Genomic DNA, 19524 nt, shown 5'->3' on the forward strand with positions numbered 1-19524 from the left:
TTCGGGCGATCGTCGAGGCGATCGATAGGTTTGGGTGTCATGACAACGGTTTGCAGGCGGTTTTTAAGGTTTCTAGGTTGGACTGCATCGCTTTAAAGTAATGCTGGGGATCGAGATCGCCGGAAACTAAGGGATCGATCGAATAGAGTTTTAAATTGAGATCTTGGGAGAGGCTTTCTAATAATTTATTATCTACTCCCGGTTCGCCAAATAGGGCTTTGGCTTGGTACTGTTCTACGGCTTCAATAGTGGTTTGAATGTCCCCGGGAGATAAACTCGTTTCGGGAATTTCAACTACGGCTATTTGTTGCAAGTTGTAGCGTTGGGCGAGATAGGGATAGGCGTCGTGAAAAGTAATAAAACTGCAGTTACGATAGGGTTTTAGTTCTTCTTGGAATTCGCGATCGAGCTGTTTGAGTTGCTCGATATAGGCGGCGGCATTGGCTTCGTAAGTGCTGCGATTTTTGGGGTCGATCTCTATTAAGCCATCGCGAATAGCGATCGCTTGTTGTTGCGCTAAAACCGGATCCATCCACACGTGAGGATTTCCCGCTTCGTGACTGTGGTCGTGACCGTTTTTGTGTTCTTCGTGAGCGTGGTCTTCGCCATGTTTTTCGAGAGGTTCGACGACGGGAGAAAGGCGATCGATCGCCTCAATTCCTCGACTGGCTTCGATCTGTTTGAGCTTGGCGTTACCGCTATTGGCGATCGTTTCGTCGAGAAAACTTTCGAGATCGAGACCATTTTTGACGAGCAGATCGGCGTTGGCGATCGCCCGAACGTCGGCGGGTTTGGTTTGATATTCGTGAACGTCAGAACCGGGAGGGATTAATAATTCGACATCGGCGACGTCTCCGGCGATCGCTTTGGTAAACCAGTACATGGGTAAAAAGGTCGCCACGATTTGGACGCGATCGCCGGAGGATGCGATCGTTTCTTGACTTTGCGTGAGATCGGTTTGGCGGGGCGGGGGGGCTTCGCTGCAGGCGATCGCCACGGGTAAAACCCCCAGCGCTAACAGCCACTTTCCCCAGGTCAGGCGGTTCACGGCGTTTTCCTCCGAGTCACAAGATGCCAAAAAAGAGAACAATTTTTATTTTACCGCATATGAGAATAAATCTCATTCTACCGATCGCCCTTTTTATCACTCGATCTCCGGGGGATTTCGTTCACTTATTTTGTGTTTGATTTACAAAGATGGAAAGACCCATAACATTTATGTAAATTTCGATAAAAGCAATTTTACCCAGACTGAATCTTGATTTTATTTCACAAAAGTCTTTGAAAACCGAGCGATCGCTACCCTGGACAAAGTGAATCGAGTATGCTAAAGTGTCGGTCGGTATAGAGTTTGAGTTCGGCGAATTGTGTTTGTTATTGCGTATGACAGGCAGCTCACCGACTCCATGCCTAGTTAGTCCGACGAGTCGGGAGATGTTTGATGTCCATTTATGTAGGTAACCTATCTTACGAGGTCACTCGTGATGATTTGGTTCACGTTTTTTCTGAATACGGCACGGTCAAACGTGTCTACTTGCCCACAGACCGAGAAACAGGTCGCCCCCGGGGCTTCGGCTTTGTAGAAATGGAAGCTGAGACCGAGGAAGTTTCTGCGATTGAAGATCTCGACGGCGCTCAATGGATGGGGCGTCAAATGCGAGTTAACAAAGCCAGACCTCGACAATAAAGACGATATTCAACTCAGAGGTAGCGATCGCCAGTTCCGTTGATTTCGAGTAACTCGCGCGATCGGCCTTCCCTGAAGAATTCAAATCGACCACCTCATAAGCTCGGGTGAATTGCTCATCCGGGCTTATTCTGCGTTGAAAGACCCGGGAGCGATCGCCGCGCGGAAGATTCGGCAAACATCTCATCGAATAACCGTTGTTCCGAAGCGAGAGAGCGAGAGTTCCCAATCAAGGCAAACTGTATAAATTCTCCCCCGGATCGACCGTCAGACCGAGAGGGGCGATCGTGCGCCTCTAACGCAAAGCCCTCGATTGAGCCGAGTCAATTCTGATACAATCTCGTGAATGTCGAATTTGCAAACACCGCTCGTCAGTCATCGACCGAGTCGGGTTTTCGTGAAAACTTCGCCTAACAGACCGCCAGCAACCTGAACAGACTGTGAAAAAATATGCATTGGTTCACGAATGGTTGACCCCTCATGCCACAGGTGGTTCGGAATTGGTCGTCCGAGAACTCCTCAATCAGATTGACGGGGATTTATATGCCTTAATTGATTTTGAATCGAGCAACCCCCACAGCTATCTTTACAAACGGGAAATCGGCACGACATTTTTACAAAAATTGCCGTTAGCGCGCCAGGGGGTTCAGAAATATTTACCCTTATTACCCGTGGCGATCGAACAACTGGACTTGCGAGACTACGATATTATTCTCTCCTCCTCCCACGCCGTAGCCAAAGGGGTACTCGCCGCACCGCACCAACTGCACGTCTGCTACTGTCATACTCCCATGCGCTACGCCTGGGATTTGACCTTCGACTATCTCGACGGGAGTAAAGCCGGGCGGGGGATCCGGGGAATCCTCGCCCGCTACTTGCTCCATCGCCTGCGTCAGTGGGACGTGATTTCGGCGAATCGGGTCGATTATTTTATCGCCAATTCCCGACATACAGCGCGGCGGATTTGGCGCTGTTACCGCCGCCAAGCGGAAGTGATTTATCCTCCAGTCAATATCGATCGTTTTGCGTTGGAAACGCGCAAACAGGACTTTTATCTGACGGTTTCCCGGTTGGTGCCTTATAAGAAGGTATCTCTGATTGTTAAAGCGTTCAATCGCTTGGGGAAACCGCTTGTCGCGATCGGAACCGGACCGGAACTCGATGCCTTGCGAGAGCTTGCCGGATCCAACGTGCAGATTTTGGGGGAACAACCCGATCGCGTCGTCGAACAGTACATGGCTGAGGCGAAAGCGTTCGTTTATGCCGCTTGCGAAGATTTTGGGATTGCCTTAGTCGAAGCGCAAGCGTGCGGAACCCCGGTGATTGCTTACGGGGAGGGGGGAGCCAGGGAAACCGTGATCGACCTGCGCCAACATCGCGATCGCGCCACGGGGATATTATTTTCAGAACAAACCGAAGAAGCGATCGTCGAGGCGGTAGAGATCTTTGAGGAGTATCGCACGGCGCTCGACCCATACGACGGGCGATCGCAAGCGGCCAAATTCACCCCAGCTTTGTTTCGGGAGCGTTACCAGAACTTTTTGGACTGGTGCATCCGTCAATTTTGGGAGGAAAATCGCCGTTGAGCGCTCGCCGACGACAAGCGGCGAGCGAACCGAGCCAGAGGCGGTGGAAATCGTCCGAAGGCTTTACAATCAGGACTGTGTGTGGTGTGAATTGAAGGAGTAACATGACTGCCGATAGCCAACTTATCTCCGGCAAAATGATTCGGGCAGTTGCGAAACGCGGCTTTCGGCCTTTGGGAAGACTCGGGCGCCTGGACGTCGAGTTCACCAAGCGGCTGTTCGATATCGTCTTTTCTCTCGGCGTTTTAGTTGTCTGCTCTCCCGTTTATCTGATTTTGGCTCTGCTCATTTTTTTAAGTTCGCCAGGGCCAATTTTTTACGTTCAAAAACGGGTCGGTAAAAATTACAAGACTTTTGATTGCCTGAAATTCAGGACAATGGTTCAAAATGCCGACGAAATGTTGCAAGACCTGATGGAAACTTCTCCCGCTATTCGAGAGGAGTTTGAGGATAATTTTAAACTCAAAAAAGATCCTAGAATTACCTGGATCGGTTATTTTTTGAGAATCACCAGCCTCGATGAATTTCCTCAATTTTGGAATGTTCTCAAAGGTGATATGAGCGTAGTCGGTCCTCGCCCGTTGGTGGTAGAGGAACTCCCGAAATACGGTCGTTATATCGATAAGGTGCTGACCATCAAGCCGGGAATTACCGGACTGTGGCAAGTTTCCGGTCGCAATGACATTCCCTATCCGAAACGGATCCAAATTGACGTTTACTATGTCAATTTTCATCATCTTTGGATGGATATTTGGATTGTTTTAAAAACCATTAGAGTCGTTATTTTCCCCAAGAATAACGGAGCCTATTGAGACCCAGAGTCAAGATTAACTGCACTCCCTTTCCCGTGCAGTTAATCTTTGCCGCTCCTGCTGAGGTGAAGGGGCGATCGCTCCCCGGGAAATTTCCCACGAGTACCGTTCGACTCGGCAGCCGTGACTTGGAAGGTCGAAACTGGGTTATCCCGCCGTTGAATTCTCCCTCGACCATCCCTTTATCAATTCCTTCCCAAAACTCTAAAATTCCTTCAAATTTGCTGAAAGGATTTGAGTTAGAGTGAAAAAGCTGTGAGTTCCCTGATGTTCTCAAGAGGAACTAGGGAACTATGGAAGCGGCGATCGCCGCCGCCATTGCCCTTGCCCCGTGCAAGCCGCGATCGCGGGCGATCGCCCCACAAACATCAACATCTTTTAACCTTCGTGCGGAGGAAATACTTGAGGGATGACCGAACCCAAACGCGCCTTAATTACAGGAATCACCGGACAAGACGGTTCCTACTTAAGCGAACTCTTACTGCAAAAAGGCTATGAAGTCCACGGCATCATCCGCCGGACCTCCACGTTCAACACCGATCGCATCGACCATATTTACGTCGATCCGCACAACGAAAACGCCAAGCTCTTTCTGCACTACGGCGACCTCACCGACGGGACGACCTTGCGTCGCATCCTCGAAGAAGTCAAACCCGTCGAAATTTACAACTTAGGGGCCCAGTCCCACGTCCGCGTCAGTTTCGACTCTCCCGAATATACCGTCGATGCCGTCGGTATGGGAACCTTGCGACTCCTCGAAGCGATTCGCGACTACCAACACCGTACCGGGATCGAAGTCCGCTTCTACCAAGCGGGTTCCTCGGAAATGTTCGGGAAAGTTCAAGAAATCCCGCAAAAAGAAACTACCCCCTTTTACCCGCGCAGTCCCTACGCCTGCGCCAAAGTGTACGCCCACTGGCAGACCGTCAACTACCGCGAATCTTACGGCTTATTTGCCTGTAACGGAATTCTCTTCAACCACGAATCCCCCCGACGCGGCGAAACCTTCGTCACCCGTAAAATTACCCGCGCGATCGCCCGCATCCTCGCCGGACAGCAGAAAAAACTCTATCTCGGCAATCTCGACTCCAAACGGGATTGGGGCTACGCTAAAGACTACGTTCGCGCCATGTGGCTGATGCTGCAGCAAGACGAACCGGAAGATTACGTAATCGCCACCAACGAAACCCACTCGATTCGCGACTTTCTCGACCTCGCCTTTAATTACGTCAACTTAGACTGGCACGATTTCGTCGAATTTGACGAACGTTACCTGCGTCCCGCCGAAGTAGACCTCTTAATCGGCGATCCGGCGAAAGCCAAACAGAAATTAGGATGGGAACCGTCGGTGACCTTCGCCCAGTTGGTCGGCTTAATGGTAGAAGCGGACTTGCAAGCTCTCGGCGTCGAGTCTCCCTCGGATAAGCCGATCCTCGATCGCGCTTTTATCCGCCAAGAAATGGGATCGAGGTTCGATTAAACTTCCCTTCATCGGTGATGAGTCGGGCTTCCCTTCAAGCGGTGCATCGCCACAATCTATCACCTCGACCGAGCCGCTCGTCACTCGTCAGCGATCTCGTTCCAATAGCAGGCATTATCCAGACAGGGCAACTAAAATGGCAACCCTAGATTTAAAAGACAAGCGAATTTTAGTCACAGGTGGGGCGGGGTTCCTAGGACGTCGGGTCGTCGCCGCCCTTGAAAAGGCAGGCGCCGACCCGCAAAAGATCGCCATCCCGCGATCGCGCGAGTACAATCTCTGTTCGATGACTGCCTGCGAACACGTCGTTCAAGCTCAAGATCTCGTCATCCACCTGGCGGCGCACGTCGGGGGAATCGGCTTAAATCGCGAAAAACCCGCCGAACTGTTCTACGACAACCTGATGATGGGCGCCCAACTGATCGATGCCGCCTATCGTGCCGGAGTTCAGAAATTTGTCTGCGTCGGCACCATCTGCGCCTATCCCAAATTCACCCCGGTTCCGTTCAAAGAAGACGACCTCTGGAACGGCTACCCGGAAGAAACCAACGCCCCCTACGGGATTGCTAAAAAAGCTCTTTTAGTCCAATTGCAAGCCTACCGCCAGCAATACGGCTTTAACGGGATTTACCTGCTTCCGGTGAACCTCTACGGTCCCGAGGATAACTTCGATCCGAGTAGTTCCCACGTGATCCCGGCGTTGATTCGCAAAGTCCACGAAGCCCAACAACGGGGCGATCGCACCCTCCCCGTTTGGGGCGACGGCACCCCCAGCCGCGAATTTCTCTACTCCACCGACGCCGCACGCGGGATTGTCATGGCGACCCAAAGCTACGACCAACCCGATCCGGTCAATTTGGGAACCCATCAAGAAATTACCATTCGCGAGTTAGTCGAACTCATTTGCGAACTGATGGAGTTTGACGGCGAAATTATCTGGGAAACCGATAAACCCAACGGTCAACCCCGTCGCTGTTTGGACACCCAACGGGCCGAAGCCGAGTTTGGCTTCGTCGCCGAGGTCGATTTTCGCCAAGGATTGAAAAATACGATCGACTGGTATCGCGAACACGGAGAGTAGGGAGTCCGTAAGCCGAGCATCTTGCCCCCTCGGTGGTCAGATTTCCCCCAATCTAAAATCTAAAATCTAAAAAAGACGATCGCCCCTAGAGTTCGCGAGGCGATCGTCTTTTTTGCCTTTTTGCCCTAATTTAAGACAATTGAGGACATTCGACGCAGGATTTTTTCTAGCCGCCGAAGGGGAAAACGAGAATATCCGGGTAGAAACGATTGAATTCAATCAAAATCCCGGCGGTAATCGCCATCCAAAGGGTGGCCAGAACCGGAGCAGTCGATAGATATTTCACGAAAGAATCCATGAAAGTTCTCCCAAGTAAATTGTGAAACCGTATTGATTGCAGTGGCGCCAATTGAGCGATCGAGACATTGGAGCGCCTCATCCAAGATCTCGCAACCTTCGCGAGTCAGACTGTTCTAACGAGGGGAAACCGGAATTTCACCTTCTTTGGCGTAGAGTTTGCCACTGGTGGCTTCGCCTAACGCCGCAAGGGGCCAAACGGCAGCACCGAGGGAGCAAGAAATCGCTAAAGGCAGATCGATGATGATTTCTTTTTCTTCGGCGTTCTTCTCACCGCGAATCGCAATCAGATAAGAACGTCCGGCCCAACCGATCCATCCGGCGATATAGAGGAACAACACGCTCGGAATCAAGAATTCACCCGCGTGGGCCAAGTTGCCGTCGGCAATTAGGTGAGGATAGCCTTCCGGGCCGCACAGCAGGCTGGAATAGTTCTCAAAGCGGGCTTTGGCTTGAGGGGTCGAGGCACTTTTCGCCCGTTGCACGAAAGCAGGGGTTTCGCTGCAAGGGGTGAGATTGGCGTAGTATTCAGCCGCAGCCGAGGGGACAAAGCTGAACCACAAACAAACCGTCAGAATCAGCGCAAACAATCGTCGCATAGAATTGTTTCCTTTTGTTACGAAACAAGAAGTTTTTTGTACAAACTGAAGGGTTAGTTTAACAAGCAAGCTTGCACAACTTCGAGAAAATCATACTCTTTTAAGAGCATTTTTTGGTACTCTCCTGTTGAAAAAGATGGAGAGTGTTGGGGAGTCGAGTCCAAATAATTTGAAGGATCGGACTCGAAAACAAGTCATCAATGTACTTAAGGATTTGCATAAGTTCCCGTGGGGGTCACGGGAATGCATTTTTCCTGAAGAACTTAATCTTGCCTATTCTACAACCGCTCCGGGCTGTATGGCCGAGCTTCTCAGGGAGTTGCGCGCCCTGACAGGGGCGACCCGATCGCCTCGGGTACGGCTTTGAGGTCGTCGTCGGCCCGGTAAAAGATTAAGCTAGATGACGATAATTTAACTATCAAATCAGACCTTACCAGGCAATGGCAACCGTTTTAGCAATTGAAACAAGTTGTGACGAAACTTCGGTCGCAATCGTTAAGAATCGTGAAGTTTTAAGTAATATTGTCGCGTCGCAAATTGCCTTGCATCAAAAGTACGGGGGGGTCGTTCCCGAGGTGGCGTCTCGGCAGCACGTAGAAACAGTCAACGAGGCGATCGCCGAAGCGGTGACGCAAGGGGGAGTGTCGTGGTCGCAAATCGACGCGATCGCCGCCACCTGCGCCCCCGGCTTAATCGGTGCCTTACTCGTCGGCTTGAGTGCCGGAAAAACATTGGCCGCGTACCATAACAAACCCTTTCTGGGAATCCATCACCTCGAAGGCCATATTTACGCCTCTTATTTGAGCGAACCGACCTTGCAGCCGCCCTTTTTATGCCTGCTCGTTTCCGGGGGACATACCAGCGCGATCGCCGTCCGAGGCTGCGGCGAGTACGAACTGCTCGGACAAACCCGCGACGACGCCGCCGGAGAAGCCTTCGATAAAGTGGCGCGCTTATTAAACCTCGGCTATCCCGGCGGTCCAATTATCGACAAATTGGCTCAAACCGGGAATCCCCGGGCCTTTCCCTTACCCGAAGGGCGCATTTCCCTGCCCCAAGGAGGCTACCATCCTTACGATTCGAGTTTTAGCGGCTTGAAAACTGCCGTCCTGCGCCTGGTTCAAAAATTGGAAGCCGAGGGAGAACCCTTGCCCGTCGGCGATCTGGCTGCCAGCTTTCAAGCCACCGTCGCCAAAGCCCTGAGCAAACGGGCGATCGCCTGCGCCCTCGATTACGGTTTCGAGACGATCGTCGTCGGCGGAGGAGTCGCCGCCAATAGCGGACTGCGATCGCACCTGCAAGCGGCGGCAGGCGAACGAGGCTTGCGCGTCTTATTCCCGCCCCTGAAATACTGTACCGACAATGCCGCCATGATCGGCTGTGCGGCGGCCCAACACTGGGAACGGGGGGAACAGTCCTCCCTCGACCTCCCGGCGCGATCGCGTCTCGCCGTCACCGAGGTCGGGCAACTCTATCGGTAAGCCTTCAAGATCTCCCGGATTTGGCCAACTAACGCTTCCGGCTTTTCCACCATCGACAGATGGCCGCATTCGGGAATTTCGATCGTATTCTCGCCGCAACCGTTAAATAAGGGGTGAAAGCTCGCTAAATGGCGGACGTACTTGGGTTCCATCACCTTATCTTCCGCTCCGGCAATGAAATAAACGGGTTGTTCCAGTTGGGAAACGATTTGGGGCAGGCGGTGGACTTCCGCTTCGGTCGTGGAATCGAGGAGGGTTCCCAACGCCGCTTGGGGATGGGCCGTGGCGAAATCGACGACCCGTTGACGGGCCCAGACCCTCTCGATGGGTCGGGCCACACTATCGCGAGTAAACAGTAAATCGATGAAGGGCAAATGGCACAACCAACGAGGCCGCATTTTTAATAACTGCCGTCCGGCAAAGCGAAAGCGCTCGAATTCTTCTTTGATGTAAATCCCGCCGCCGGAGTTGACGCAGATGGTTCCCCGGACGCGATCGGGGGCTTTGGCGGCGCCCCACAAGGCGATACTGCCGCCGAGGGAATGGCCGACGAGCCAGACATTACTCAGATCGAGAGTCTCTAACAAAATGGCTAAATCGCGGGCGTAAGCGCTCGGCGTGTACCCGGCGTGAAACTGGGAGGTGGGATTCGGGTAGGGTTGGGAGTCGCCAAAGCCGCGCAAGTCGTAAGCGAGACATTGATAGTCACCCGAGAGACGGGCGATCGTCGGCTGCCAGTAACGACGGGAGAGCAGCCAACCGTGAATGAAGACCAGAACCGGGTTCCCAGGAATGGGAGCTGTCAACTCGTAGGCGTGAGGAACTCCCAGGATGTCAATCTTAGCCATTTTTCTATGGTAATCGCGAAGCGTTCCCAAATCCACACCCGAGGCGGGGGAAACCGCTAAAAACGACGTCCTAAGAGGCGTTGGCGGACGCCTTCGGCAATTTTTTGCCCTAAATATTCCGGGATCAAGCTTTCGTTGGGACCGAGCAAGTACAAAATTAGGCGAGTGCGCCCGCGCCAAACGAGCAAGTTGGCGTTGACCACGAGTAAGTCTTCTTGCCAGATGGCATACATGACTTTATAAAACAATCCCGGTTGGTTGTCGGCTTCGATCAGCAAGGCGGGTAAATGAAAGACCGGATCGACGTAGAATTCGGTTTCGACATCTTCTAAGCCTGCATCGAGGTTGAATTCGACGGCGAGCATTTCTTCCACCTCAAAATGTCCGGCGAGGGCTTCTCGGATGGCGCGGGCGACATTTTCGGAGGTTTTATCGGTGAGGGCTTTGCCGCCTCGGGAGACCACGAGCTTGATAAAGACCAGCATCGGCGGGTAAATCTGGCCGTAAAGACTCAAGCTGTGAATGGTCAGACCGTAGGCGGCGAGGACTCCAAAGATATCGCTGAGTAAGAAAGACTGGTTGCGATAGGCAAAATGGAGCGCGCTTTTGTTCCCTTCCGGTCGCAGTTCGATAACTGCTTGCTTGGTTCTGTAGAGCTGATAGGCAAGCTTGAGATTTTGCAGTTGGATTTCGCTGCTGACAAATTGTTCGTAGAACTGCGGAAACGCCCGATTGAAGCGTTTGAGCAGTTCCATAGTCGATGATTTTAAACCCGTTGCCATATTAGGGGAAGGAAAAAGTCTCGTGGCACGTCAAAAGCAAGAATCGAAAAGAAGCCGGGTGCCTTCTACTATAGGACGAATGGCGCGCTCTTTAAGTTGAGCGGAAGCCTACAGCTTCGGGGGATAGTGACGATCGCCTTCGCGCTCGCGACTCCAAAGGAGTATCGCCGCAACGCCGAACAGGTAACGATCGCAGAGCGATCCCCCGTTTCCAGCCCCTCGCTCGGGTTACCCTAAACACGAACCCATGGGGGCGATCGCTTCCCGGACTCGGCCCTGTGGGGGCTTCCATCGGCGCTCTTAACGGGAAGGCGATCCCGATGGGGTCGATCGGTGGAAATTTTGGAGCGATCTCGAAGTGGTGAAGGTTACGGAAGAGCCTGTTGATATGATAACTGTAGGCGATCGCATTTCTGTGGGGAAATGACCGCGATCGCAACCCGCGCCGATCGCACTCCTCCAGGGTCGGCCAAGAAAACCGATTCGGCGAACATCTTCTAAAAATTCTACTGAAGATCGGCGGTTGTGGATTAAACTCGGTAACAGGAGATAAGCAGAGTAACGACATCGCTCTCGACGCTTTCCTCGCTCGTCCCCGGACGGGCGATCGGCCTCTAAGCCGGGAATCGGCGTCGCTCGCTCCAGTCGTCGAGACTGGCAGCTCCTCAATTTTTACGGACTTCCGTCGATTGCAGACGCGAGGTTTTTGACCAGTTCTACTATCACGCAAGCTTGCCTGGATGGGTTTTTGGAAAAACTTGTTTAGCGGTTCTGAGGCACCTTCAAGCCCGAATAGCGGCTCGATGGAAGTGTTTTCTAGTTACGACGGCACGGGCGATCGCCCGGAAGCCGACTTCCGGATCTGCTTCAGTACCGATCGCGATCTCGACCTCTACGAACTTGAAGAACTCTGCGATGCTGTCGGCTGGTCCCGCCGTCCGTTACGCAAGGTTAAAAAGGCAATTCAATATAGTTTTTTAGTCGTGACGATGTGGGAAGTACGCGGCAAGCGTCGGCGTCTGATCGGGTTTTCCCGGGCGACCTCGGATCATGCGTTTAATGCGACGATTTGGGATGTGGTCGTCCACCCGAGTTTTCAAGGCAAGGGGTTGGGAAAAGCGCTGATGAACTACACGATTAAAAAGCTCCGTTATGAGGACATCAGCAATATTACGCTGTTCGCCGATCCCCACGTGGTCGATTTTTATCGGATGCTCGGGTTTATGCCGGACCCGGAAGGGATTAAGGGCATGTTTTGGTATCCGAACCACAATTGAGAGCAATTGAAAGCAATTGAGAGCAATTGAAAGCAATTGAAAGCAATTCGCCGAATTTTGCCATTTTAAAACCCGCTCGATGGCGGGTTCTCGTTCCTATTGGCATCTGATTGTTGGGGTGAATAAGGTGGGATGGGCGACGATCGCCGTCGGTCGCGCGTTCGCGCTTCAATGATAGACTTTGACTTTGTGTCCCCTTCTCTTCGTCGCTTCGTGCCAGTAGGCGGTCAGAATTTTCGGATCCGGCGGACCGTCCAAGCATACGACTCTCAAGCCTCTGAGTAGGTCGATGAATTTGGCGTAAGGGGTTTTGGCTAAAATGCGATCGTTGAGGGTGAAGACGGTGGCTCCCCGACTGAATCCTTTTTTACCGTAGAGCAGGGCCACTTTAATCATTTCGTTACTGATCGCTCGTTGTTGTTGTCTGCGTTCTAAATGATTGCGATCTTTACGCCGTTGTACTGCACTGATCGTACCGATCGCCTGGCAGTTTGAATCCCTCTCTAACAGTCGGGTCAGTTTTTTGTTGGCATCCATTTCCAGTGGCTCCTCGAAGTTGTTGTATATTTTCAAAATTCCCGATTCCACGATCTCGGTAACAATAATCTGGGGACGAACATGGGAACGAATCGATAACTGTTGGCCAGCCAACAGCATTTTATTGAACGTTCAATGAAGTTTCGGTAAGCCAACAGACATCTGTAAATGTTGAGAAAATTTAAAGAAGTCTGAGGGTGATGACATCAGTTGGTTCACACGATAGCAGATCCTCCTCATTGCTTTTGCCTACACCTCAACGCTTCTTTTAAAAACGTTACTCCTCCTTAAGATCACTAAAAAAACACAATAAATTTCAATAAATCTCAACAGTCGGGAAAGGCGATCGCACCCCGAGGGGATGGAAGACCTTCCCTCAGTGGCTGTTAACGCAATCCTATGCAATCTCAAAAGGGCAACCCAGACGAGTAGTGACAGTTTCTCAAATGTCTCCTACTCGGAAAGAAACAAGGGGATGGCTTGGCTGGCTGACCGTCGTCGTGCAACGGAACTATTGGAATCGTCAACCGCCCGAACGATGACCCCTTTTCAGGCGATCGCGCTTTTCCCAAATGATTCGGATGGCACCCTTACTCTCCGACGGGCGATCGCTCGACGACGCGATTTTTCAACGCCTGACGGACGAGTAAGTGGAAAAAATGTTCGATAATTAGTTTTATGGTAAACGAAGTTTTCGTTAAAGTCATAACAATGTAATCATTCTTAGTCCGACCGAGACGATCGCAAAACGAACCGCGAAAAAAAAACCGCGATCGTTAAAATCGCGGGGAATCTCTAAGGAGAATCGAAATTAGGAGTTAGAAAATTTGTAAGATAGACCTTTCCAAATCTTGCAAAAATACTGGACTAAATCATACTCAACTACCGACCGCTCGCTCGATGGGGCTTGTTATCTTGTCCATCTTTTTGAACATCTTTTTTAGCCGCAGACACACGACTAATTCTCGATTTACTCGTACTCGAATATTGCAGAGTTTGGGAGCTATCTGGGGTTTCAAGCGATTTGTAAGTAACAGATTCAATATTTGCGCTTTGATTGTTCGTGTCTTCTAAACCTTGAGAAGAACGAGAGGCGATCGCCGCCGCCGGATCGATAAAAGCAACAGTTAAAAGAGTAGAAACGAGAATCGAAGTAGAGATGCTCACGATGGACTTCCCTTGCACAACTATTGGAAGTTTTCGTGACATCTGGGAGGGAATCGGGAAGGTTTTGAAAAATTGTCCGAGATCGGGACATAACTGTAGACGTAACTGTAGACGAGATCGCCCGGGTGGCGAGCGATCGCTTCCTCACTCGCCCCCTACGAACTCGTCGATGCTCCCTACAACTCCATAAAATCGCTGGCCCCGATCGCCGCGAGGCCGATATTTTCCAGGGTAGCGATCGCCGTTTCGCCAAACTTAATCGAAACCGCACTGCCGACTTGGGCGAGGGTCAAGTCCTCGAAACGCAAACCGTCAGCGAGCACCAGCACGTCGATGCCGTCCTCAAAATCGGCGATCGTATCCGTTCCTCTAGCCGAATGCAGCACAAAGCGATCGCTGCCCAAACCGCCGAGGAGCGAATCGTCGCCCAAATCGCCGAACAGCCAGTCATCGCCGTTCCCGCCGCTCGCAGTGTCGTCATCTTTGCCGCCATAGATCGTATCGTTGCCATCGCTACCGTGGAGGAAGTCGCGCCCTTCATTGCCGAGGAGCGAATCGTTACCGCCGCCGCCGCAGAGATAATCCCGTTCGCCGCGATCGCCGATCGCGACATCGCTGCCCAAACCGCCGTAAAGGGTATCGTTGCCCTCGTCCGCACATAAGGTATCGTTGCCCAAATCGCCGAACAGCAGATCGTCGCCGAGATAACCGCCGAGGAGATCGTCCCCTTTACCGCCGCGAACCGTATCGAGTCCGGGGCCACCGCAGATCGTATCTTCGGATTCGTTGCCGTTGATAAAATCATCGCCGAGACCGCCGTAGAGCCAATCGCGACCGTTTTCGTCGCCGACCGCCGGATCGCTGACCCCGCCGAAAATGCGGTCGTTACCGCGATCGCCCATCACCGAATCGTTGCCGCGATCGCCCCAAATCCAATCATCATCTTTGCCGCCAAAGGCCAGATCGTCATCCTTTCCGGCGAACATGGTATCGTCGCCTTGGTTGCCATTGAGAATGTCATTACCGCGATTGCCGAACAGTAAATCGCGATCGTCGCGATCGCCCACGGGTCGTTCGCTACCGATACCGCCGAACATGGTATCGTCGCCGAGGTCGCCGTATAGTGTATCGTCATCGCGATCGCCGAACATGCGATCGTCGTCCTTGCCGCCGTGCGCGAGATCGTCGCCGGAACCGGAATAAATCGTATCGTTCCCTTCATTGCCGTTAATATAATCATTCCCGGCTCCCCCTTCGAGGCGATCGCGCTCGATCTCATCGCCCACGGGGGTTTCGCTTCCCGTTCCCCCCCGTAAGGTATCGTCGCCGACATCGCCAAAGGCCAGATCGTCGCCCTCTTGTCCCATGAGCAGGTCGTGGCTGTCAAACCCCGTCATCACTTCGTTGGCGACGCCACCGATCAGGGTGTCCGGTTCGCTCGAACCCAGAGACCACAAGCCTCCCGTCTCGCGAGGGGCCGCCGGATCGAAGGTAATTTGCACTGGGGCGGGAATCGGCGGACAGAAGCAGTTCGGATCCGAACTCGGACTTTGACAAAATCCGCCCCCTTGTCTGGAGAACGGTTCGAGTTCGGGTTGAGTATTCGATTTGGCGATCGCCAGATCGCGCCCTTCTTCACCGGGGGAGACGGTGGGCGTCCCCTCGTCATTACCGTCATTGCCGCCATCCACCGGGTCGATCCCTGGGGGAACCGACCCGGAATTTTCCTCGGGTGGCTCTGGCGGCGTAATGACAGGGGGCGGCTCGACCGGATCGGGAGGAGTGATAACGGGCGGCGGATTCTCCCCATCGGGAGGAGTGATAACGGGCGGCGGATCGTCCGGAACCGAACCGCCACCGGAACTGCCTTCCGGGAGAGTCGGATTGACTGTTAATTCAAACTGCATCGCAGCGCTGGCATTGTCGCGATCGATCGCCTCGATGACGATCGCCAGTTCGCCGATATCCCCGGTTCCCGGGGTTCCGCTAAACGTTCCCGTTCTCGGGTCGAATTGTAACCAGTCCGGTAACGGATCGCCGTTGGCTAGGGTGACGCGATAGGTAAACGTATCTCCGGGATCGATATCGGTGAAGGTTCCCTCGGGAATTTGGAAGCTAAACCGATTGCCGACGGAGCTTTCCTGTCCGGCGATCGCCCCGTTCGCCGTGGGTGGATCGTTGGTATTGTTGACGGTGAGGGTAACGGTGGCGATGTTGGAATCTGCCGCGCCGTCGTTGGCTTGGTAGGTAAAGCGATCGGTTCCGGTGAAATTCGGATCGGGTGTATAGGTAAAGGAACCGTCGGGATTGAAACTCAAGCGTCCGTAACTGGGGGAAACGATCGATCGCGCCGTCAGGCGATCGCCGTTCCCGTCGTTGTCGTTCGCCAGCACGCCGGACGGTGTAAGAGTCAGTGTGCTATCTTCATCGAGAGTATAAAGGTCGTCGGCGGCGATCGGTACGAGATTGCCATCGCGCACGGTAATCGTTACCGTCGCCAGTTCGGAGAGATTCGTGCCGTCGTCGGCACGGTAGGTGAAGCGATCGACTCCTTCAAAATTGCCGTTCGGTGTATAAACCAACGAACCGTCTGAGTCCAATTCCAGCGAGCCGTTCGTGGGTAATTCTTTTAAAATTGCTGTCAGTGACTCGTTTTCCGGGTCGCGATCGTTGGCTAAAATTCCGGTGTCGGTCGGCAGAATTAATGCTGTATTTTTAGGGGTACTGTAGTTATCGTTTTCGGCGATCGGCGCGCCGTTGGGTGGCACGAGGGGAACGCTAATATTCACCGTGCCTTTATTCGTAGAAAGGGAGTTGCCGTCGGAGACTTGCCACTCAAAGCGGGTGGTGCCTTCCCAATTGGGATCGGGGGTAAAGGTGAGATTTGTTAAATCGTCGATCGCGATCGCCTGACCGATGGCGACTGGGTTGCCTCCCAAGAGCAAAGTGCCGTTATCGGGGAGGGAAGTGATGACAATCTCGGTGAGGGGGTCGTTGTCGGCGTCGATCGCGCGATCGCTGAAGTCTTCCGGTGAAAACGGAATCACTGTATCGGGATCCCCAGATTTGTTCAGATCCCCCGTGATGGTGGGCGGGTCGTTCAGTGGGGCGATTTCTATCGTTACCGTCGCCGCTTCCGTCGCGTATTCCGTCCCGTCGGAACCGTTCCAGTTAAATTGAGTGGTTCCGTTCCAATTCGGATTGGGAATAAAAACGAGTGCATCTAAATCGGCGCTGGCAATTTCCGCCCCCGCTTCTAAAACGTTGCCGTTGAGGGAAAGAGTGCCGTTATCCGGGAGGGCGAGCAGTACAATTTTAGCCAGAGGCGTATTCTCGCCCAAATCGGCGTAAACTTCCCTAAAATCGTCCGCACTAAAGGCGATCGTTTCGTCTTCGTTCGCCGATTTTTCGATATTTTCTACCGTGGGGCGATCGTTGAGTGCTTCGACGGTGAGGGAAATCGTAGCGTCGGCGGCGGCGAAATCGCTACCGTCCGATCCGTTCCATTGAAAACTCGTGGTTCCGTTCCAATTCGGATCGGGGATAAATTGCAAATTTTCAGCGTCGGCGAGGTCAATTTCTCCCCCGACATTGACCGGATTGCCATTGAAGAATAAGGTGCCATTGTCCGGGAGGGAGACGAACCGCAGGGTTTTGAGGGGGTCTCCTTCGACCGGATCGCTATAGGCTTGTTGAAAATCGGTGACAGTAAAGGCGATCGCCTCTTCTTCTTGAGCGAACTTAGTGAAATCTTCGACTTGCGGCAAATCGTTAATGGGATTGACGGTCAGACTCGCCGTGTCGATCTCGGTGCTGAACAGGGTCGATCCGGTGGTGGTATCCGCCGTTTCTCCACTTTCACCCGTGGTTCGATCCCAGGCGCGAAACCTCAATCCTTCGCTGAGAATCCCGTTATAATCCGGATCGGGAAGGAAGCGGACGCGATCGGCTTCGTCGAGTAATATGGCGTTGCTTTCCGAGAGTGTTTCCCCAAATGCGAGCCAAGTTTGGCCGTCATCGAGGGAATATTCCCAGGTTCCGTTGCTATTATCGACGGCAACGACGGCGATCGCCTCTACCGTTCCATCCGGATCGGCGATCGCCCCATCCACCAACAGATCGGCGATCCTATCTCCACTCGGATCGGTCGCATCTTCGTCAATAGGAGTCAGAGTGGGGGCAAAACTCGCATCGAGAACCGGAGGCTTATTATTAATGACGTTAACCGTGACTTCAATGCTCAGAAAGATCGGCGACGGATCCCCAGGAAGCCCCCCATATTCGACCACAAACCCCATCGGTTTGTAGTTCTCTAAGGTGCTCGCCTCGTTTTTAAAGTCGTTCCATTTCCCACGCGCAAACCCCGGTTCGTCACTGTAGAGCATGTGCAGAAAATGCTCTTTATTATTGTCGTTATTCGGTTCTAGGGTGGGTTCGATATCGTCCCAATTGGCATACAGATCGTTGACCGTATTGCCATCTTTGTCGCCTTGCCAAAACTGTAAGCCTTTCCCTCCGTCTTCGAGTCCTTCCGGTCCGGTGACCCACCGCCAGACTCCTTCTTCTGTTTGATCTACACCTTGCAATCGATCTGCACCGCCTAACCAGCCGACCCCTTCGAGTTTGGAGGAGACGAATTCGTTTTCTGCGGCGGAAGTGATGGTCGCGAGATACCCTTGCAGTCCGTAAAGGTTGAGATTGTCCGATAAGGCTTTGGCATTCGTCCAGTTGCGATTATCTTCATCTTCCGGGTAAGGAACGAACTCGTAGAAATGCCCGGTTTCGGAGAAATAGAGGGTATTCGGCCCGATCGAAAAGGTGAGTTTGCGTTCCCCGGGGGTGGGGTCGTCGCTGCTATTGCGATAGGTGACCGATCGCAGGAGGTCTTGATATTGGGCGTCGGAGGCGCTACCGGAAAAGACTAACACCCCCGTATCGGCGTTATAGGTTCCGGTGATATTGGCGGCGGCGGCGAGGGTTTCGTCAAAGGCGAGTTCGTCTTCTCCTTGGACGAAACCGGATTCGATATTGACCCGTGCCCCTTGAATTGGTTCGGCGGCGGGGTCGTCTTCTTCTAGGGTGAGTGCGTTGTCGATCGCCGTTGCCGGATCGCCGCTTAAATAGGTGACTTCAGCCCCGGAACCGAGCAGAACGGGTAGGAAAATGCTGCGATAAGCGTCTAAAACGGATTGTTGGAAGGCAAGGGGAGCTTCGATCGCCCCGGTAGTCAGTTCGAGCAGCCAATCGCCGCCGAGGGCGCTATTTCCGGTGCGATCGCTCGAAGCGGCGAGATCGGCTCCGGTGAGGTCGGCGAGTTGTTCGATGAAGGCGATCGCGCTGTCGCTGGCGGCAAAGTTGCAGCCGTAGAACAGCAGGTCGCCGCCAGAGTTGAGGGCGTCGCCCCATGCGGGGAGTAAGTCGCGGTAGCGGTCGAGGGTGCGATCGCTCAACAAGCCCGTTCCCAGTTGGACGGTTCCCGCTTGTCCGTGGGAAACGACGTGAATGCTATCGAGGTCGTGGCGATCGCGTAAAATTTCCGTAATTTCCTCGATCCCATCTCGGTTCGGATCGAGGATAATGACCTCGGTTCCGGCATTGACCCCGGTCACTAAGTCAGAGTAATTTTCGATACCGCGATCGACGAATACGATCGCCTTCTCAGATCCTAAGTCCGTTGAGTCGGAATTAGCACGGTAGGGAAAACTACCGCGCGAGTGCGCGTCGCGCGAAAAAGCGGAGTTCATAGTTACACCCTCGGCAAGTTCAAGCAGATTGGAGCAAATTCGGATCGAATTGAGGCCAATTGAGGGGAGTTCTCACCAAAAAAGCGCAAAAGACCCCCTACCCAGCTTCGTATAGGTACGAACTGGGCTTTTTCAGCCTGTCGTTC

At 53.0% G+C, this 19524-nt stretch carries 15 protein-coding genes; 7 read left to right on the forward strand and 8 right to left on the reverse strand.

Annotation, left to right across the window (positions count from 1 at the left end; all coding sequences use genetic code 11):
* Positions 1–37: 37 nt before the first annotated feature.
* Positions 38–1048 carry a metal ABC transporter substrate-binding protein gene (locus JJD41_RS15820; RefSeq protein ID WP_370583857.1) on the reverse strand — a complete coding sequence of 337 codons (1011 nt, stop codon included), beginning with the start codon at positions 1046–1048 and terminating at the stop codon, positions 38–40.
* A gap of 393 nt (positions 1049–1441) precedes the next feature.
* On the opposite strand from JJD41_RS15820, the gene JJD41_RS15825 reads away from it, so the two are divergent.
* The 5 genes from JJD41_RS15825 (at position 1442) to JJD41_RS15845 (ending at position 6646) form a co-directional block, all read left to right on the forward strand.
* Positions 1442–1687 (forward strand): RNA recognition motif domain-containing protein, encoded by a 246-nt coding sequence (locus tag JJD41_RS15825; protein ID WP_168571090.1) that lies wholly within the window; start codon positions 1442–1444, stop codon positions 1685–1687.
* A 440-nt stretch (positions 1688–2127) separates the two neighbouring features.
* Positions 2128–3273 carry a glycosyltransferase gene (locus tag JJD41_RS15830; protein ID WP_200668152.1) on the forward strand — a complete coding sequence of 382 codons (1146 nt, stop codon included), beginning with the start codon at positions 2128–2130 and terminating at the stop codon, positions 3271–3273.
* A gap of 104 nt (positions 3274–3377) precedes the next feature.
* Positions 3378–4085, forward strand: a complete 708-nt coding sequence (locus tag JJD41_RS15835) for an undecaprenyl-phosphate galactose phosphotransferase family protein (protein ID WP_168571088.1) — start codon at positions 3378–3380, stop codon at positions 4083–4085.
* Between the two features lie 409 nt (positions 4086–4494).
* Positions 4495–5565, forward strand: a complete 1071-nt coding sequence (gene gmd / locus JJD41_RS15840) for a GDP-mannose 4,6-dehydratase (protein ID WP_200668154.1) — start codon at positions 4495–4497, stop codon at positions 5563–5565.
* Between the two features lie 136 nt (positions 5566–5701).
* Positions 5702–6646 carry a GDP-L-fucose synthase family protein gene (locus tag JJD41_RS15845; protein ID WP_200668156.1) on the forward strand — a complete coding sequence of 315 codons (945 nt, stop codon included), beginning with the start codon at positions 5702–5704 and terminating at the stop codon, positions 6644–6646.
* A gap of 166 nt (positions 6647–6812) precedes the next feature.
* Here JJD41_RS15845 and psaJ read toward each other — a convergent pair whose 3' ends face one another.
* Together psaJ and JJD41_RS15855 are read right to left on the reverse strand one after the other, a co-directional pair.
* A complete protein-coding gene (psaJ, locus tag JJD41_RS15850) occupies positions 6813–6944 on the reverse strand; it encodes a photosystem I reaction center subunit IX (RefSeq protein ID WP_168571085.1) in 132 nt (43 codons plus the stop codon).
* A 115-nt stretch (positions 6945–7059) separates the two neighbouring features.
* On the reverse strand, positions 7060–7542 hold the full coding sequence (locus JJD41_RS15855) for a Photosystem I reaction center subunit III (RefSeq protein WP_168571084.1): 483 nt from the start codon (positions 7540–7542) through the stop codon (positions 7060–7062).
* Positions 7543–7982: 440 nt separating this feature from the next.
* Here JJD41_RS15855 and tsaD point away from each other — a divergent pair, with 440 nt between their 5' ends.
* Entirely contained in the window at positions 7983–9023 is a 1041-nt protein-coding gene (tsaD, locus tag JJD41_RS15860) for a tRNA (adenosine(37)-N6)-threonylcarbamoyltransferase complex transferase subunit TsaD (protein ID WP_200668164.1), read from the forward strand.
* Here the strand turns inward: tsaD and JJD41_RS15865 are convergent.
* Together JJD41_RS15865 and JJD41_RS15870 are read right to left on the reverse strand one after the other, a co-directional pair.
* Positions 9014–9871 carry an alpha/beta fold hydrolase gene (locus tag JJD41_RS15865; protein ID WP_200668165.1) on the reverse strand — a complete coding sequence of 286 codons (858 nt, stop codon included), beginning with the start codon at positions 9869–9871 and terminating at the stop codon, positions 9014–9016. The two genes, tsaD and JJD41_RS15865, sit on opposite strands and share 10 nt — an antisense overlap.
* 56 nt (positions 9872–9927) lie before the next feature.
* The gene (locus JJD41_RS15870) at positions 9928–10653 is read right to left on the reverse strand and encodes a hypothetical protein (protein ID WP_168571081.1); all 726 of its coding nucleotides are present in this window, start codon (positions 10651–10653) and stop codon (positions 9928–9930) included.
* 803 nt (positions 10654–11456) lie between these two features.
* Here JJD41_RS15870 and JJD41_RS15875 point away from each other — a divergent pair.
* Complete coding sequence (locus JJD41_RS15875) at positions 11457–11930, forward strand: GNAT family N-acetyltransferase (RefSeq protein WP_370583858.1); 474 nt, start codon at positions 11457–11459, stop codon at positions 11928–11930.
* A 168-nt stretch (positions 11931–12098) separates the two neighbouring features.
* Here JJD41_RS15875 and JJD41_RS15880 read toward each other — a convergent pair whose 3' ends face one another.
* The 3 genes from JJD41_RS15880 to JJD41_RS15890 form a co-directional block, all read right to left on the reverse strand.
* Positions 12099–12587, reverse strand: coding sequence for a DUF4258 domain-containing protein (locus JJD41_RS15880; protein WP_234488863.1), 489 nt, complete (start codon positions 12585–12587; stop codon positions 12099–12101).
* Positions 12588–13349: 762 nt separating this feature from the next.
* The gene (locus JJD41_RS15885; protein ID WP_200668166.1) at positions 13350–13676 is read right to left on the reverse strand and encodes a hypothetical protein; all 327 of its coding nucleotides are present in this window, start codon (positions 13674–13676) and stop codon (positions 13350–13352) included.
* Positions 13677–13810: 134 nt separating this feature from the next.
* A complete protein-coding gene (locus tag JJD41_RS15890; RefSeq protein ID WP_200668167.1) occupies positions 13811–19378 on the reverse strand; it encodes a tandem-95 repeat protein in 5568 nt (1855 codons plus the stop codon).
* Between the last annotated feature and the right edge of the window lie 146 nt (positions 19379–19524).

The sequence above is a fragment of the Oxynema mangrovii CENA135 genome, from assembly GCF_016632315.1.
Lineage (GTDB): Bacteria > Cyanobacteriota > Cyanobacteriia > Cyanobacteriales > Laspinemataceae > Oxynema > Oxynema aestuarii.